17 protein-coding genes and 1 other annotated feature are annotated in these 17,440 nt (G+C 38.4%); all 17 genes read left to right on the forward strand.

Annotation, left to right across the window (positions count from 1 at the left end):
• The first annotated feature begins 82 nt into the window (after nucleotides 1-82).
• The 17 genes from V7138_RS05120 to V7138_RS05200 all read left to right on the forward strand — a co-directional run bounded on the left by V7138_RS05120 (nucleotide 83) and on the right by V7138_RS05200 (nucleotide 17,321).
• Nucleotides 83-1,153 (forward strand): AI-2E family transporter, encoded by a 1,071-nt coding sequence (locus V7138_RS05120; RefSeq protein ID WP_335394669.1) that lies wholly within the window; start codon nucleotides 83-85, stop codon nucleotides 1,151-1,153.
• A gap of 58 nt (nucleotides 1,154-1,211) precedes the next feature.
• Nucleotides 1,212-1,427 (forward strand) — a binding site (T-box leader).
• 52 nt (nucleotides 1,428-1,479) lie between these two features.
• Nucleotides 1,480-4,113 (forward strand): alanine--tRNA ligase, encoded by a 2,634-nt coding sequence (gene alaS, locus V7138_RS05125; RefSeq protein ID WP_335394670.1) that lies wholly within the window; start codon nucleotides 1,480-1,482, stop codon nucleotides 4,111-4,113.
• Nucleotides 4,114-4,260: 147 nt separating this feature from the next.
• Nucleotides 4,261-4,527 carry an IreB family regulatory phosphoprotein gene (locus V7138_RS05130; RefSeq protein WP_010678229.1) on the forward strand — a complete coding sequence of 89 codons (267 nt, stop codon included), beginning with the start codon at nucleotides 4,261-4,263 and terminating at the stop codon, nucleotides 4,525-4,527.
• A gap of 5 nt (nucleotides 4,528-4,532) precedes the next feature.
• Entirely contained in the window at nucleotides 4,533-4,949 is a 417-nt protein-coding gene (gene ruvX, locus V7138_RS05135) for a Holliday junction resolvase RuvX (protein ID WP_335394671.1), read from the forward strand.
• A 14-nt stretch (nucleotides 4,950-4,963) separates the two neighbouring features.
• Nucleotides 4,964-5,251 carry a DUF1292 domain-containing protein gene (locus V7138_RS05140; protein WP_335366100.1) on the forward strand — a complete coding sequence of 96 codons (288 nt, stop codon included), beginning with the start codon at nucleotides 4,964-4,966 and terminating at the stop codon, nucleotides 5,249-5,251.
• A gap of 185 nt (nucleotides 5,252-5,436) precedes the next feature.
• On the forward strand, nucleotides 5,437-6,573 hold the full coding sequence (gene mltG, locus V7138_RS05145) for an endolytic transglycosylase MltG (protein ID WP_335394672.1): 1,137 nt from the start codon (nucleotides 5,437-5,439) through the stop codon (nucleotides 6,571-6,573).
• 291 nt (nucleotides 6,574-6,864) lie between these two features.
• Nucleotides 6,865-7,515, forward strand: a complete 651-nt coding sequence (locus tag V7138_RS05150) for an O-methyltransferase (protein ID WP_335394673.1) — start codon at nucleotides 6,865-6,867, stop codon at nucleotides 7,513-7,515.
• Nucleotides 7,512-8,441, forward strand: a complete 930-nt coding sequence (locus tag V7138_RS05155; RefSeq protein ID WP_335394674.1) for a peptidase U32 family protein — start codon at nucleotides 7,512-7,514, stop codon at nucleotides 8,439-8,441. The genes V7138_RS05150 and V7138_RS05155 overlap by 4 nt, the downstream gene beginning before the upstream one ends.
• A 23-nt stretch (nucleotides 8,442-8,464) precedes the next feature.
• A complete protein-coding gene (locus V7138_RS05160) occupies nucleotides 8,465-9,742 on the forward strand; it encodes a peptidase U32 family protein (protein ID WP_335394675.1) in 1,278 nt (425 codons plus the stop codon).
• A 1-nt stretch (nucleotide 9,743) separates the two neighbouring features.
• A complete protein-coding gene (gene udk / locus V7138_RS05165) occupies nucleotides 9,744-10,379 on the forward strand; it encodes a uridine kinase (protein ID WP_335394676.1) in 636 nt (211 codons plus the stop codon).
• Nucleotides 10,380-10,544: 165 nt separating this feature from the next.
• Complete coding sequence (gene greA / locus V7138_RS05170; protein ID WP_335394848.1) at nucleotides 10,545-11,021, forward strand: transcription elongation factor GreA; 477 nt, start codon at nucleotides 10,545-10,547, stop codon at nucleotides 11,019-11,021.
• An 88-nt stretch (nucleotides 11,022-11,109) separates the two neighbouring features.
• Nucleotides 11,110-12,885 (forward strand): peptidoglycan D,D-transpeptidase FtsI family protein, encoded by a 1,776-nt coding sequence (locus tag V7138_RS05175; protein ID WP_335394677.1) that lies wholly within the window; start codon nucleotides 11,110-11,112, stop codon nucleotides 12,883-12,885.
• A gap of 88 nt (nucleotides 12,886-12,973) precedes the next feature.
• Nucleotides 12,974-13,702, forward strand: coding sequence for a YrrS family protein (locus tag V7138_RS05180; RefSeq protein WP_335394678.1), 729 nt, complete (start codon nucleotides 12,974-12,976; stop codon nucleotides 13,700-13,702).
• A 150-nt stretch (nucleotides 13,703-13,852) separates the two neighbouring features.
• The gene (locus V7138_RS05185; RefSeq protein WP_335394679.1) at nucleotides 13,853-14,497 is read left to right on the forward strand and encodes a class I SAM-dependent methyltransferase; all 645 of its coding nucleotides are present in this window, start codon (nucleotides 13,853-13,855) and stop codon (nucleotides 14,495-14,497) included.
• A 21-nt stretch (nucleotides 14,498-14,518) separates the two neighbouring features.
• Nucleotides 14,519-15,223 carry a 5'-methylthioadenosine/S-adenosylhomocysteine nucleosidase gene (mtnN, locus tag V7138_RS05190; RefSeq protein ID WP_335394680.1) on the forward strand — a complete coding sequence of 235 codons (705 nt, stop codon included), beginning with the start codon at nucleotides 14,519-14,521 and terminating at the stop codon, nucleotides 15,221-15,223.
• Nucleotides 15,224-15,262: 39 nt separating this feature from the next.
• Entirely contained in the window at nucleotides 15,263-16,186 is a 924-nt protein-coding gene (locus V7138_RS05195; protein WP_335394681.1) for a PLP-dependent cysteine synthase family protein, read from the forward strand.
• Between the two features lies 1 nt (nucleotide 16,187).
• Entirely contained in the window at nucleotides 16,188-17,321 is a 1,134-nt protein-coding gene (locus V7138_RS05200; protein ID WP_335394683.1) for a bifunctional cystathionine gamma-lyase/homocysteine desulfhydrase, read from the forward strand.
• The last annotated feature ends 119 nt before the right edge of the window (nucleotides 17,322-17,440 follow it).

Here is a 17,440-nt window from a genome sequence, read left to right on the forward strand (position 1 = left end):
TATTTTTACAATATAACCTTGTACATACCCTGTCCGTATAAAACCATTTAGATTCCAAAAACTAAACAAGGGAGTGAAGCTGATGAACGAAAATAGAGTCAAATGGATTTTTAGATTATCGCTATCATTATTGGCATTTTTGACAATCTATATATTTTTAAAATTGGCTCCAATCTGGCTCCCGATTGTGTCACTCTTAAAGACGTTTTTAATTCCTTTTATCATTTCGGTTTTTATTACATACTTGCTCCATCCAATTATTGAAAAACTCAGCTATCGGGGAGTTCCAAAAACACTTGCGATATTGCTTATTTATTTCGTTTTTTTCGGCGGCATTGGAATCGCACTATACAAAGGTATACCAGTGATACTTGCACAGCTTAAGGACCTTGCCGAAAGCATTCCAGAGTTTAGTAAAACCTATAGGGTTTGGCTTATTGAAATTGAATCAGGAACTTCAAAACTTCCTGCTTTTGTTCATGGTCAGCTTGATGATTTGCTTAATTCAGCAGAAGATTATGTAGATTATCTGCTCTCAAAGACAATCGAAATTTTTAAAGGGCTACTTAATTCCATTTTTATTATTGCGATCATTCCGTTCATTGTTTTTTATATGCTAAAGGATCATGACCAAATGATTAAGGCACTTTGGTATATTACTCCTCGTAGACTGAGAAAAGCGGGTCAGCTTTTTTTCAGAGATGTTGATGAATCCTTGGGTAATTATATAAGAGGGCAGCTCATTGTTTGTTTACTTGTTGGCACGACCGCGGCGGTAGCATTTTGGATCTCAGGAATGAAATATCCATTATTATTCGGGAGCATTGTTGGAGTTACTAACATTATTCCTTATTTTGGACCGATAATTGGCGCAATCCCAGCAGCCATTATTGCAGCAACGATCTCGATAAAAATGCTAATCATTGTTGTGATTGTGGTATTTGGACTGCAGTTTATTGAAGGAAACCTGCTGTCACCGATTATCGTAGGAAAAAGCCTGCGGTTACATCCAATTGTAATCATTGCGGCCCTTTTAGTAGGTGGAGAAATTGGAGGTGTTGTGGGTCTCATCATTGCGGTACCGCTTGTAGCTATTCTAAAGGTATTTATTGTTCATGCAAAGCAGCATTTATCCGTTATCCGAAAGGAATAGACCATTATTGACAAATATTTTTGACTTGAATATAATTGACAAGAAATGATGTATTTAAATGAAAACTATGAAGGAACCAGTATGTTACAGACCATCAAACCAGAGAGGGATTTCCAAGGCTGAGAGGAATTCCAGATGAAGGGTAACAGAACGCTACTCCTGAGTGTAGGAAAACCTACCGGTGAATACCGTTATCAATATACGAAGGTGATGGACGTGCTCTTTTTTGCGTCCATAATCAGGGTGGTACCGCGAGCATACTCTCGTCCCTGTTTTTAGGGATTAGAGTATTTTTTTATGTCTAAAATGATAGTGGAGGTTATAAAATGAAACAGTTAACATCAGCTCAAGTACGACAAATGTTTTTAGATTTTTTCCAATCAAAGGGACATGCAGTTGAACCGAGTGCTTCATTAGTTCCGCATGAAGATCCCTCTTTGCTATGGATTAATAGTGGAGTTGCTACATTAAAAAAATATTTTGATGGGCGGGTCATTCCAGGGAACCCTAGGATTTGTAATGCACAAAAGTCGATCCGTACAAATGATATTGAAAATGTAGGGAAAACAGCAAGACACCACACTTTCTTTGAAATGCTCGGTAACTTCTCGATTGGTGATTACTTCAAAGAAGAAGCGATTGAATGGGCGTGGGAATTTTTAACTAGCAAGGAATGGATCGGGTTCGATCCAGAGAAGCTATCTGTCACAATCCATCCAGAAGATGATGAGGCTCATGAAATTTGGAATAAAAAAATCGGAATTCCAGAAGAGCGTATTATTCGTCTTGAAGGAAACTTCTGGGATATTGGTGAAGGCCCAAGTGGTCCAAATACAGAAATCTTCTTCGACCGTGGTGAAAAGTTTGGAAATGATTCGAATGATCCAGAATTATACCCAGGTGGAGAAAACGAACGTTATTTAGAAATCTGGAACCTTGTGTTCTCACAATTTAATCATAATCCGGATGGTACATATACACCGCTACCTAAGAAAAATATTGATACTGGAATGGGTCTTGAAAGAATGTGTTCAGTCATTCAAAATGTGCCGACAAACTTTGATACAGACCTTTTCATGCCTATTATCGAGGCAACTGAGTCCATTTCAGGAGAAAAATATGGACAAGAAAAAGAAAAGGATGAAGCATTTAAGGTGATTGCTGACCACATCCGTACCGTTACATTTGCGGTAGGAGACGGAGCGCTTCCATCAAATGAAGGAAGAGGGTATGTCATCCGAAGATTGCTCAGACGTGCTGTCCGTTATGCTAAAAAAATCTCAATCAATCGTCCATTTATGTATGAACTCGTTCCTGTCGTTGGTGAGATTATGGTTGATTTTTACCCAGAAGTGAAGGAAAAAACGGAATTTATCCAAAAGGTAGTAAAAACAGAAGAAGAACGCTTCCATGAAACATTACATGATGGATTAGCTATCCTTTCAACTGTAATTCAAAAGGAAAAAGATAACGGCAGTGACACTATTTCTGGTGCAGATGTCTTCCGTTTATATGACACGTATGGATTCCCTGTGGAATTGACCGAGGAATATGCTGAAGAAGAAGGCATGAAAGTGGATCACGATGGATTCGAACGTGAAATGGAAAGCCAACGTGAAAGAGCTAGAGCCGCTCGTCAAGATGTTGATTCTATGCAAGTGCAAAGTGGTGTTCTCGGTGAAATAAAAGTTGAAAGTATTTTTGTCGGTTATGATGAGCTAGAGACACAATCAACAGTTCTTGTATTGGTAAAAGATGGACAAATCGTTGAGCAGGCAAACGAAGGGGAAGAAATTCAGCTTATTTTAGACAAAACGCCTTTCTATGCGGAGAGCGGTGGTCAAATTGCAGATGAAGGTACACTTGAAAATGAAACAACAAAACTGTTGGTAAGAGACGTTCAAAAGGCACCAAATGGACAAAATCTTCACCGAGTTGTCATTGAAAAAGGAAGTATATCTAAAGGTAATCAACTCCATGCAAAAGTTAACCAGGAAAATCGCGGTGATGTCATTAAAAATCATACAGCGACACATTTATTGCATCAGGCATTAAAGGATGTTCTTGGAGTCCATGTAAACCAAGCGGGTTCACTTGTAACATCAAGCCGATTACGTTTTGACTTCTCGCACTTTGGACAAATCAAACCTGAAGAGCTTGAGCAAATTGAATCAATTGTGAACGAAAAAATTTGGAGCAGCATCCCAGTAGAGATTGATTACAAATCATTAACGGAAGCAAAAGCGATGGGAGCAATGGCTTTATTCGGCGAGAAATATGGTGACATTGTTCGTGTTGTTCAGGTTGGCGACTATAGCTTAGAGCTTTGTGGTGGATGCCATGTACCGAATACGTCTACAATCGGACTATTTAAGATTGTCTCTGAATCAGGAATTGGGGCTGGAACACGTCGTATTGAAGCAGTAACTGGGGAGGCAGCGTACCATGTCATAAATGACCAAGTGAAAATGCTTCATGAAGTGGCTAATCTATTAAAAACAAAGCCAACCGATGTTTCATCAAGAATTGAAACCATGCAGCAAGAAATTCGCACTTTACATCGTGAAAATGAATCACTTTCAGCAAAGCTTGGCAATATTGAAGCTGGTAGCCTTGTTGACAAAGCAAAAGAAATCAACGGAGTTACTGTTTTATATAGTAAGGTAAATGCCCAAGATATGAATAATCTTCGTGCAATGGTTGATGACTTAAAACAAAAGCTAGGTTCCGCGGTTATTGTATTAGGTTCTGTGAATGAAGAAAAAGTAAACCTGACGGCTGGAGTAACAAAAGATTTGATTGAAAGAGGCTTCCATGCCGGAAAACTAATTAAGGAAGTTGCAACCCGCTGTGGTGGCGGCGGTGGTGGTCGTCCAGATATGGCTCAAGCAGGTGGTAAAAACCCAGAACAACTTGAATCTGCATTAGCATTTGTAGAGGAATGGGTGAAAAATATCTAATAAACAGTGATTTTGTATCATCCTGTGTATTGGGATGATACAAATTGTCACTTCTTGTTTCTATTTAGTTGTGATTAGTGTACAATAAATGGTAAGATTTACATGCCCGGATTCACACATCAGAATCTAAAGAGTGAGGTGCAAAACTTGAGCTCATTTGATAAAACAATGAAATTCAACTTTCCAGAGGAACCAGTTGAAACAAATGTAAATGAAGTATTATTCAATGTATATGATGCTCTTCAAGAAAAAGGGTATAATCCAATCAATCAAATCGTAGGATACTTATTGTCAGGTGACCCTGCATATATTCCACGTCATAATGATGCAAGGAATATCATCCGAAAGCTTGAACGAGATGAAATAATTGAGGAGTTAGTGAAATCATATTTAAAGATTCATCGTGAGGGGTAAAACGAATGAGGATTCTCGGTTTAGACGTCGGCTCTAAAACAGTCGGTGTCGCCGTCAGTGATGAAATGGGCTGGACTGCTCAAGGCATTGAAACAATCAAGATTAATGAAGAACGTCAGCAGTTTGGTTTGGAACGACTAGGTGAGATTATTAAGGAATATGGAGTAGAATCTGTCGTCATCGGTTTGCCTAAGAATATGAATGGAACGATTGGACCACGTGGCGAGGCAAGTCAGCACTTTGCTAATATGGTTGAGGAGAGATTCAGCCTTCCGGTTGTTTTATGGGACGAGCGTCTCTCAACAGTAGCGGCCGAACGAGTCCTGTTATCCGCAGACGTAAGTCGAAAAAAGCGAAAGCAAGTAATCGATAAAATGGCAGCAGTCATGATTCTCCAGGGGTATCTTGATAGTAAAAATTAATGAGGTGGATTTATATGGAACATGGTGAAAAGCAAATTACAGTAGTAGATGAACAAGGAAATGAAATTCTTTGTGAAGTATTATTTACATTCGAGTCAGAAGAATTTGGAAAGTCTTACGTCCTTTATTATCCAGTAAGTGATGAGAATGAGGATGAAGAAGATATTGAAATTCATGCATCAAGCTTTAGCCCTTCTGAGGACGGAGAAGATGGAGAACTTCAACCAATTGAAACAGAAGAAGAATGGGATCTTGTCGAAGAAATGTTAAATACATTCCTTGATGAAGAAGGTGAAGAATAAAACAGCTGCGTGCTGTTTTTTTCTTTGTCCGCCCAATTAACTCCCCTAAAAGCCCCGAGATTGACTCGCAAATAGACAGATTTTAAAGAAAAATCTACAATATACTAGTGAATTCTTCCTAAAATTGACGAATTAGATAAAAAAATGTAGTATAATAATTCGAGTGAGGGGAGGATTTACGATATATGTCAGATAACGAATCGAAAAAGGATGTTTATAAAAAGAATTTACAAGAACGTCATCGTGAAGCAAGAATGATCCGTAAAATCGTATTTATCGTATTTATAATTATACTATTAGCTATTTCTGGAATAATCGGCGGAGGCTATTTATATATAAAATCAGCGCTTGAGCCAGTTGACCCTACCAATAAAGAACCAATCGAGGTCACAATTCCAATTGGTTCTTCACCAACAGCCATTGCTCGTATTCTTGAGGAAAACGATATTGTTAAAAACGCAAGGGTTTTTCGATACTACACGAAATTTAAAAATGAATCTGGTTTTCAGGCAGGAGAATATACGTTTAATCAATCAATGAACTTTGATGAAATCATTGAAAGTTTGAAATCAGGAATTCTTATGGGTGAACCGACTTTTAAACTCGTAATCCCTGAAGGAAAACAACTTGAGGAAATTGCAACGATTATTGCTGAACAAACAGGATACACCCAGGAGGAAGTCATTAATAAAATGGATGATTCTGACTATGTTCGTGACTTAATCAGCAGATACCCAAGCGTATTAACGGAAGAAATCTTGAATAAGGATATTAAGCATCCACTTGAAGGATATCTATTCCCTGCAACCTATCCGTTTTATGAGAAAAAACCTTCAATTGAATCTATCGTTGAAACAATGCTAGAGCAAACGGAGAAAATTCTAGTAAAATACGCAGGACTCATAGAAGGGAATAAATATATAGATTCAACTCATAAACTACTAACGATGGCTTCGTTAATAGAGGAGGAAGCGACAGCACAAACAGACCGTGAGACTATTTCCAGTGTGTTTTATAATCGTTTAGATGCTGATATGCCACTTCAAACAGATCCGACTGTTCTATATGCATTAGGAAAACATGAAAAGCGCGTACTATACGAGCATCTTGATGTGAATTCACCGTATAATACGTATAAAAATAAAGGGTTAACACCAGGACCGATTGCAAATAGCGGGGAATCGTCTTTATCAGCCGCACTCAACCCGGCTGAAACAGATTATTTATATTTCCTGGCAGCACCAACAGGTGAAGTGTATTACTCCAAGACATTGGAAGAACATAATGTGAAAAAAGCACAGTATATTACAAATCAACAATAGTAGTAACTTTATTCAGCAATGTCTGAATAAAGTTACAGCCTCCGGCGGATGCCACAGATTTTTAAGATCAAAGACTAAGAACGCTACTTCCTGGGGCAAAGTCTTTGTGACCCACATCGTGTGGTCCTAAAAAAATCCGGGCTAAATACGTCAAGGCGCATTTGATCTAAGGGAACCCAATATGGCGTTCCCTATTCCTTTATGGTAAAATGAATCGAGAAAAATGATCATACAAAAACAAATGACTATGTTTTTAACAAATACCACCATACTGAAATGGAGGTTTTTTTCTTGTTATCAAGCAAAATAACCAATTATTTAGAGGCTCTACTTCCAAAACGGAACGAAATCGTTGAAGAAATTGAACATTATGCAAAAGAAAACAATGTACCAATCATGGAACTAGTCGGCATTGAAACGATGCTTCAAATACTGCGCATATCCCAGCCAAAGCAAATTCTCGAAATTGGAACTGCGATTGGCTATTCTGCGATACGCATGGCACAGGCACTGCCTGGAACAAAAATCGTAACACTTGAAAGGGATACTGAACGGTATGAAAAAGCCCTTGAAAACATTGAACGGACTGGGACAGAATCTCAAATCAACGTTATTTTTGGTGACGCCCTTGAGGTTGCAGATGAAGTGAAAAAACACGGGAAATTTGATTGCATTTTTATTGATGCCGCCAAAGGCCAATATCGACATTTTTTTGACAACTACGAAAAAAGCCTTTCAAAGGATGGCTTAATTGTGACTGATAATGTACTATTTAAAGGGCTTGTGGCGGAGGAAGAAATCGAGAATAAAAGAATCCGAAATCTCGTTACAAAAATTAAATCGTATAACGAATGGCTCCTCGCACACCCAGATTACCAAACAACCATCTTACCAGTAGGGGATGGGGTTGCATTAAGTAAAAGAAGAGGTGTTAAGGAATGAAGAAACCAGAGCTTCTGGTCACGCCTACATGTGTAGAAGATATTGAACCATTGATTCATGCTGGAGCAACAGCTTTTATTATAGGTGAGCAACGTTACGGGTTGCGTCTTGCAGGGGAATTTAATCGGGAGCAAATTGTTCAAGCGGTTGAAATTGCCCATGCTCAAGATGCAAAAATTTATGTAGCAGTTAATGCCATCTTCCATAATGAAAAAGTGGATGAGTTAGCAGACTATGTTGCGTTTTTACGGGACCATAAAGTAGATGCAATCGTGTTTGGAGACCCTGCAGTATTAATGACTGTCCGTGAGGTTGCCCCGGAATTGAAGCTGCACTGGAATACAGAAACGACTGCGACAAACTGGTATACATGTAATTATTGGGGAAGAAAAGGTGCAAAGCGTGCAGTGCTTGCTCGTGAATTAAACATGGATGCGATTGTTGAAATAAAAGAAAATGCAGAAGTTGAAATTGAAGTTCAAGTTCACGGCATGATGTGCATGTTTCAGTCAAAGCGTTCATTAGTTGGTAACTATTTCGAGTACCAAGGTAATGTGATGGAAATCGAAAACCGTAAAAAAGAAAAAGATATGTTTTTATTTGATAAAGAGCGCAATAACAAATATCCAATTTTTGAAGATGAAAATGGTACACATATCATGAGCCCAAATGATGTATGTATTATCGACGAATTGGAAGAAATGATTGATGCTGGCATTGACAGCTTTAAGATTGAAGGGATTCTTAAAACGCCCGAATATCTACTTGAGGTAACGAAAATTTATCGCAAAGCAATTGATTTATGTGTCGAAAATCGTGATGAATATGAAGACATTAAGGATGACCTATTAGAGCAACTAGAAGAACTTCAACCAATTAATCGCCCGCTCGATACCGGTTTCTACTTTAAAGAAACGGTTTATTGATTAACCGCAGAGGAGGAAAATGCATGTTAACAGCAGTTGTAAGAGAACCTATTTCAAAAATAGTTGACGGCAAGCGTGTGATCGTCAAAAAGCCAGAATTGCTAGCACCTGCAGGTAACCTTGAAAAATTAAAAATTGCTGTTCACTATGGTGCAGATGCTGTTTTTATAGGTGGTCAAGAATATGGACTACGTTCGAACGCTGATAATTTTACACTAGAAGAAATCGCAGAAGGTGTTAAATTCGCAAGTAATTATGGAGCGAAAATTTACGTCACTACCAATATTTTTGCCCATAATGAGAACATGGATGGAGTAGATGAATACCTAATGGGGCTCGAAAAAGCGGGTGTCTCAGGTATCATCGTTGCAGATCCGCTCATTATTGAAACATGTAAACGAGTAGCTCCAAAAATGGAAGTACATCTAAGTACACAACAATCCTTATCCAACTGGAAGGCTGTTCAATTTTGGAAGGAAGAAGGGTTAGAACGTGTCGTGCTAGCACGTGAAACAAGTGCAGAAGAGATAAAAGAAATGAAGGAAAAAGTCGATATTGAAATTGAGACATTCGTCCATGGCGCAATGTGTATTGCTTATTCCGGTCGTTGTACACTAAGTAATCATATGACTGCTCGCGATTCCAATCGTGGTGGCTGTTGTCAATCATGTAGATGGGATTACGATTTATTTAAACTGGATGAAAATGAGGACGAAGTCGCTCTTTTTGGTGAAACGGATGCACCTTTTGCAATGAGCCCAAAGGACTTAAAACTGATTGAATCAATTCCGCGTATGATAGAATTAGGAATTGACAGTTTAAAAATCGAAGGTCGAATGAAATCGATTCACTATATTGCAACGGTAGTAAGTGTTTACCGAAAAGTAATTGATGCCTATAGTGCCGACCCAGACAATTTTGTTATCAAAGAAGAGTGGCTAAAAGAGCTTGATAAATGTGCAAATCGTGATACGGCACCTGCCTTCTTTGAGGCTGTCCCTGGCGTAAAAGAGCAAATGTATGGCACACATAGCAAAAAAACGACTTATGATTTTGCTGGTCTGGTGTTAGACTATGATAAGGAATTAGAGATTGTAACGTTACAGCAGCGAAATTACTTTAAAAAAGGTGACCAGGTTGAATTTTTCGGACCTGAAATTGAAAACTTTACACAAACAGTTGAGACGATTTGGGATGAGGACGGAAACGAAATCGAGGCTGCAAAACATCCTTTGCAAATTGTTTCGTTTAAAGTGGACAAGCCTGTATATTCGAACAACATGATGCGAAAGGGGAAGTAAGATGAGCAAGAAGCCAATTGTCATTGGCATTGCTGGAGGCTCAGGATCTGGTAAAACGAGTGTATCAAAAGCCATATATGAACATTTTAAGGGTCACTCAATCTTAATGATTGAACAGGATTCATATTATAAAGATCAAAGCCATATGCCTTTTGAAGAAAGATTAAATACAAATTATGACCATCCTTTAGCTTTTGATAATGACTTACTGATTGAGCATATTAAATTTCTTCTTGATTACAAAGGTATAAGTAAGCCAGTTTATGACTATAAATTTCATACAAGGTCTTCCGAAGTGATTCACGTTGAACCGAAGGACGTAATTATTTTAGAAGGAATTCTAGTTCTTGAGGATGAACGATTACGAGATTTAATGGATATTAAGCTATTTGTTGACACTGATGCAGATATCCGAATCATCCGTAGAATGCTACGTGACATTAAAGACCGTGGTCGTACGTTGGATTCTGTTATTGAGCAATATGAAACAGTGGTTCGTCCGATGCATAATCAATTTTGTGAACCTACAAAGCGATATGCGGACATCATCATCCCTGAAGGTGGACAAAATCACGTTGCAATTGACTTAATGGTAACAAAAATTCAAACAATTCTTGAACAAAACGTCATTTTGTAATAACATAACAGTGAAAAAGATGTTATGATAGTACAAATTAAGGAAAGGAATGGTAGATATTCCCTACCATTCCTTTCCTTACTATACAAAAAAGAAAAAACAAATCGTACTACATACTTAAAAAGCAATCACAGGGGGATTGTAACGACTACAAGGAGTGAAGGGATTATGGTAGAGAAAGTATTTCCAATGACATTAGAGGGAAAGCAAAAATTAGAGCAGGAATTAGAACATTTAAAAACTGTAAAGCGTAAAGAAGTTGTAGAGCGCATAAAAATTGCGAGAAGCTTTGGAGATCTTTCTGAGAACTCAGAGTATGATTCAGCGAAGGACGAACAAGCATTTGTTGAAGGACGTATTACTACGATTGAAAATATGATTCGAAATGCAAGAATTATTGAAGAAGATGCAGACAGCGCTGGTAAGGTTTCATTAGGAAAATCAGTAACCTTTATTGAACTTCCAGATGGAGAAGAAGAAACATATACAATTGTGGGAAGCGCAGAAGCGGATCCTTTTGAAGGTAAAATTTCAAATGACTCTCCAATTGCAAAAAGCCTGTTGGGAAAACATGTTGGGGACAAAGTAACAGTTCAAACACCAGGCGGAGATATGCTTGTTGAAATCACTAAAATTGACTAATATTGTCATTTTAAAGAGGTTTTTGAGTAACTTCTATAGGTATAAATAGTATGACACCTCGTCGAAACTGTAGACGAGGTGTTTTTCTATGGTAATTAAAAAACGTGCATTTATTATCCTTGTTATCATTCTGCTAACTTTAATCGGGCTAATCGGTAGACTCATGCAATTGCAGCTTGTCAGTACAGAGACATTTACGAACCGAGATATAAATTTAATTGAAGCAAGTGTTTCGCAACGAACTCAAGAACTTGTGATCGACCAGGGACGAGGTCGATTTATCGATCGAAATAAAAAGGCTTTAACCCATGAATATTACCCAACACTCGTACTGTTTCCATTTTTAAAAAACATTGAATGGCCAGCCGAGGACGTAGCAGAAATCGTAAATCTTTCCGCAACCGTTTTAAGAGATGAAATTGAGGATGCCAAAAAGCCTGTAATCGTTGGTGGAGACAGACCCATAGAATTAACAGAAACACAGATGAATAAAATCAACGATCTTCAAATTCCTGGCGTATTTGCTGTCCATCGGCAATATGAGCTTGATAGTGATATTGCCGAGCATTTAATTGGACTCATACGAGAAAATAAAGATCTATTTCAGAAGCGCTATCCTGAGAAAACCTATTTACCTCAGAATACGAAACTTGGAATTACTGGATTGCAGTCTACGTTTGATGAATTTCTATTGCCAGAAGGTGAGGCAAAGCTGTTATATCATGTGGCAGGGGATGGAGGACCTTTATTTGGCATTGATGTTAAGTACACAGCGCCTGCAAATCCCTATTACCCAGTGGCTATTCAAACGACATTGGATAAAGACCTACAGCTTTTGGCCGAAGAAATTCTTGGTAAGCATCATTTGAAAAAAGGGGGAATTGTTCTACTTGACGTAGAATCCAATGACTTGCTTGCTATGGTTAGTAAACCAGATATCAATTCATCAAATCCATTTGAAGATGGTACTGCACAAAATCAAATGATCATGCCGCAATTCCCTGGGTCTGTTTTTAAGACGGTAATTGCCGCTGCTGCGATTGAACAACAGCAAGTTTCGAATGATCGAATGTTCAATTGTGATCTAGATCTGTATGGCGAGGGACCAGCTGAATATCCACACGGGATGCTTAATTTTAATAATAGCTTTGCGAATAGCTGTAATTACACATTTGCAACCATCGCACAGGAATTGATACAAAAGGACCGAGATATCATTGAAAAATATTCCGAAATGCTGGGCTTACTTGGTCCAGTGGGCTGGAATGGTGATGTATTTCGTTTCCAGGATTTCAAACAGCTCCCAAATGAATATAATGGTCGAATTTGGACGGATGAAAAAGATAAACATGTGGCAAAAGCTATCGCACAAACGGCAATTGGTCAAAAGGATGTTAGGGTAACTCCATTAGGTATAGCCAATATGATGTCAACCATCGCCCGTGGGGGTTCAAAAAAAGAAGTCCGTACTGTTAGTGATGTGTTGTATAAAAACGGAACGACCTTATTTTCTTTTTCAAAACAAGATATGGAAGGGGCTAAGATTGCGCCATATACAGCAAGCAGGCTTCAGGAGTTGCTTCGAGGAGTTGTCACTAACGGAACTGGGAAACGGTTCGCAGATCTTCCTTATAGCGTGGCCGGTAAATCAGGAACAGCCCAAACAGGAAAAAAACAGGGTGAAACGGGACTTGTTAACACATGGTTTGCCGGATATTTTCCATTTGAAAGTCCGAGATACGCACTCGTAGTGGTTGGTTTGGAGCATCCGAACTCTCAGTCAGTAACGAATTCAGTCTTTTATGAAATTGTTCAAGGTATATATCAAATGGAACAGGAAAAAGGTACCAAATCAAACGACTGATAAAGAAAGCACTTCAACCTTTCGTTCACACATGCTAGAATAAGAAGATAGTGAATGGAGTAATAGTTGTTTTAGGAGGTACTATAAAATGGGGTATGATTTAGACAATTTATATGAAGGTCCTCGATCACAAAAAAGAGCGAAACGAAAAAGGGTAAATCGAATTTTAAATATGTTAATTGTCCTAGTTGTAGTGTTAATTATCTTCTTTGGTGGAAAGCTTATTTTTGGAGATAAAAATGTAGACGAAACTGTGTCTTCTAATCAAACGAATCAACCGCAGGATAATAAAGCTGCTTCTGATGATTCACGGGACAAAGAGAAAGAAAAAGAAGAAACCTCTACTGATAAACCAGATAGTCAAGAAACAAATCAGGAAGATTCTGAAGAAAATAAGGAAGAGCAACAAGCTTCAGAATCAGATGAAGCGGCTGTTGTTACAGAAGGGGACCCTGAATCAAATATTATAAAAATAATTGAAAATCCTGCATGGAAGCCAATTGGCACTGCACAGGCAGAACCGCATAGTATTAACTATACGGAAGATTCAGTTGATCGAAATGAAATGGAGATGGCTGCGAGCTATGCGACGGGCTTTGATCGGTCGGATATGGTTGTTTGGTGGCTAGGAAGGAATGGAGAAAATTCCATTACCGCAACCGTTTCATCAAAAACGACTAAACAAGTTGTTAAAGTATACTTAGATTGGGTTCCGAATGAAGGTTGGAAACCAACAAAAATTGAAGAATTGAAAGAAAATGACAGTCAAACATATAAAAACTATAAGAATTCAGAACCAGATGAAGATGATGAATAAATTAAGCGCAGGGGATCCTGCGTTTTTTTTTATCTTATTTTAGACGTGGAAATTGAAAAAATAAGGTAAATATGATAAATTTAGAACAGTTCATTTTTAAATTCATAGTATACAGATAGGAATAATATATAATAGTGGAGAGTGAGAAAAATGGGGCGCGAGTTTTTAGAGGTTTTTGAAGGTTGGGCAAACACTTATGACCAGACAGTAACAGGAAATGATGTCGAATATAAGGAAGTGTTTCTACGGTATGACGATATTCTAAATGATGTCGTACAAAAATCTGGTCCCACAGTATTGGAGTTTGGGGTGGGTACTGGTAATCTCACTCAAAAGCTACTGGACGAAAATAAAAAAGTGTATGGGGTTGAACCTTCGGAGCCCATGCGAGAGATTGCCTTAGAAAAGCTTCAAAACTATTCTTTAACAATTGAAGATGGAGATTTTATTATTTTTAATAAACCTTCTGATCAAATCGACACAATCGTTAGTACGTATGCCTTTCACCATCTAAATGATATTGAGAAAAATCAAGCATTTTCTCAATATAGCAAGATACTTCATAAAGGTGGTAAAATAGTGTTTGCGGATACTATGTTTGAAAATAAACAAGAATATAGTATGACGATTCAGTCCGCAAAACAAAAAGGCTTCCTTCACTTAGCAAAGGACTTAGAAACAGAATACTATACAACCATTCCTGTCCTGCAGGAAATTGCAGAGCAAAATGGTTTTTCTGTAGAATTCACACGTTTCAACCATTTTGTATGGGTAATGGAGGCGACGAAACAGTAAAAATGAAAGGTGATATGTTGTATGAAAATAGCAATAATCGGAGCAATGGACGAGGAAGTAGACATTTTACGTGGGAAAATTGAAAATAGACGTGAAACAACAGTAGCAGGAAGTGTTTTCTATACTGGAACACTCAATGGCTATGATGTCATTTTACTCAAATCAGGGATCGGTAAAGTGAATGCCGCGATTTCAACAACGATTTTATTGCTGCAATTTAAACCAGATTTTGTAGTGAATACGGGTTCGGCAGGCGGTCACCTAGAAACACTTAATGTAGGTGATATTGTCATATCGTCTGAGGTAAGACATCATGATGTAGATGTGACTGCCTTTGATTATGAATATGGGCAAGTTCCAGGGCTACCTGCAGCCTTTAAGGCAGATGAAAAGCTAATTGAATTAGCTGAAAAAAGTGCTGAAGGAATTACAGATATCCAGGTTGTCACAGGACTGATTGCAACAGGTGATTCTTTTATGAATGACCCGGAGCGAGTTTCATTTGTCAGTCAAAAATTTGGCGATTTATATGCTGTAGAAATGGAAGCTGCTGCTGTTGCGCAAGTTTGTCATCAGTTTGAAGTACCATTTGTAGTTATTCGTGCCCTATCAGATATCGCAGGGAAAGAGTCAGACGTCTCGTTCGAACAATTCCTGCAAACTGCAGCAGTCAATTCTTCAAAAGTTGTTGAACGTATGGTAGAGGAAATAAATAGATCATTATAATTTGATTCGCCAAGGTGAATTTGATTAGGGGGATTTGTCATGCAAGTGTATCGAAATGTCCATGAGCTTATCGGAAATACTCCGATAGTTGAAATTACGAAGCTTCCATTATGTAATGGGGTTCGTCTTTTTGCAAAGCTTGAATTCTTTAATCCAGGTGGTAGTATCAAAGATCGATTAGGAGTCGAACTTCTTCAACATGCTTTTGCAACAGGTCAGTTAAAAGAAGGAGGAACGGTCATTGAACCTACAGCTGGTAATACGGGAATTGGACTTGCCCTTGCTGCAATTAACCACAACGTTAACGTGATTCTTTGTGTGCCAGAGAAGTTTTCCACCGAAAAACAAGATTTGATGAAGGCATTAGGTGCAACAGTCATTAATACACCCACAGAGGCTGGGATGACGGGGGCAATTGAGAAGGCCAAAGAGCTACTTGATGAAATACCAAATTCGTATTGTCCACAACAATTTGCAAACCCTGCTAATCCAGGTACCTATTATAAAACAATTGGACCTGAAATTTGGCAGCAACTTGAGGGTAAAATAGATATTTTTGTAGCTGGTGCTGGTACAGGCGGGACCTTTATGGGGACTGCAAAGTATTTGAAGGAAATGAACCCCTCTATAAAAACGGTTATTGTCGAGCCAGTTGGGTCCATTTTAAATGGTGGGGAATCAGGGCCACATAAAACAGAAGGAATTGGTATGGAATTTCTTCCAGGATATATGGATACATCTTATTTCGATTCCATTCATACGATCACGGATGAGGATGCATTTAAACGGGTAAAAGAGGTAGCACATTTAGAGGGATTGCTTGTTGGTAGTTCATCAGGCGCTGCCCTTCATGCCGCACTTATAGAAGCGCAAGCAGCGAAGCCAGGGTCACATCTTCTTGTGATTTTTCCAGATAGTAGTGAACGCTATTTAAGTAAAAAAATTTATGAAGGTGGGATATAGAATGAAAAGAAAAACATTGCTTATTCATGGAGGAGTGGGCGAGGATCCGCAGACAGGTGCAGTTAATACACCAATCTATCAGGTTAGTACGTATAAACAAGAAGGAATCGGAAATTTTAAGGGATACGAATACTCACGGACTGGAAATCCAACCAGACATGCCCTTGAAGAATTAATTAAGGACATTGAAGGCGGAGAAAGAGGATTTGCTTTTGGTTCTGGTATGGCAGCAATTACGGCTGTAATGATGCTATTTAACAGCGGGGACCATGTGATTTTAACGGATGATGTATACGGTGGCACCTATCGTGTGATGACAAAGGTTCTTAACCGACTGGGCATTGATTCGACTTTTATTGATACAAGCAATCTTGACAATATAGAAGGTGAAATTCGCGAAAATACAAGAGCGATTTATATTGAATCACCAACAAATCCGTTGTTAAAAATTACAGATATTAAGGGTGCTGCAGAAATTGCGAAAAAGCATAACCTATTAACGATCGTTGATAACACCTTTAGTACCCCTTATTGGCAAACGCCGATTGCACTTGGTGCTGATATTGTGTTACACAGTGCTACCAAATATATTGGTGGTCATAGTGATGTTGTGGCTGGACTCGTTGTCGTGAATTCAGCAAAGCTAGGTGAGGATTTACATTTTGTTCAAAATTCAACGGGTGGTGTGCTTGGTCCTCAGGATTCTTGGTTATTGATTCGTGGAATTCGTACACTTGGAGTTAGGATGGAAGAACATGAAGAAAACACAAGAAAAATTGTAGAATTCTTACAAAAACATCCTGCAATCAAAAAAGTGTTCTATCCCGGAATTGAAACACATCCAAATCATGCTATTGCAAAAGCTCAAGCAAAAGGCTTTGGTGGAATGGTATCGTTTGATGTCGGAAGTGCCGAAAATGCGGATAAGCTTCTAAGTAAAGTAAAATACTTCACATTGGCAGAAAGTCTTGGTGCTGTTGAAAGCTTGATTTCTGTTCCAGCAAAAATGACACATGCTTCTATTCCAAAGGATCGTCGTGAGTTGCTTGGAATAGGTGATGGACTTGTTCGTATATCTGTAGGTTTAGAAGATGTAGAGGACTTAATTGAGGACCTTGAACAAGGCTTAAAATAAGAAGTACGGCCTCTAACCCATAGCTGGGTTGGAGGTTTATTTTTTTATGGTCTATGAAATTATAAAATTTATCGTTGTGGATAACTTATAATGGGTGTATCCATGTCCACCTCCAGCGC

The organism is Bacillus sp. JJ1533 (assembly GCF_036965045.1).
GTDB lineage: Bacteria > Bacillota > Bacilli > Bacillales > Bacillaceae_L > Ferdinandcohnia.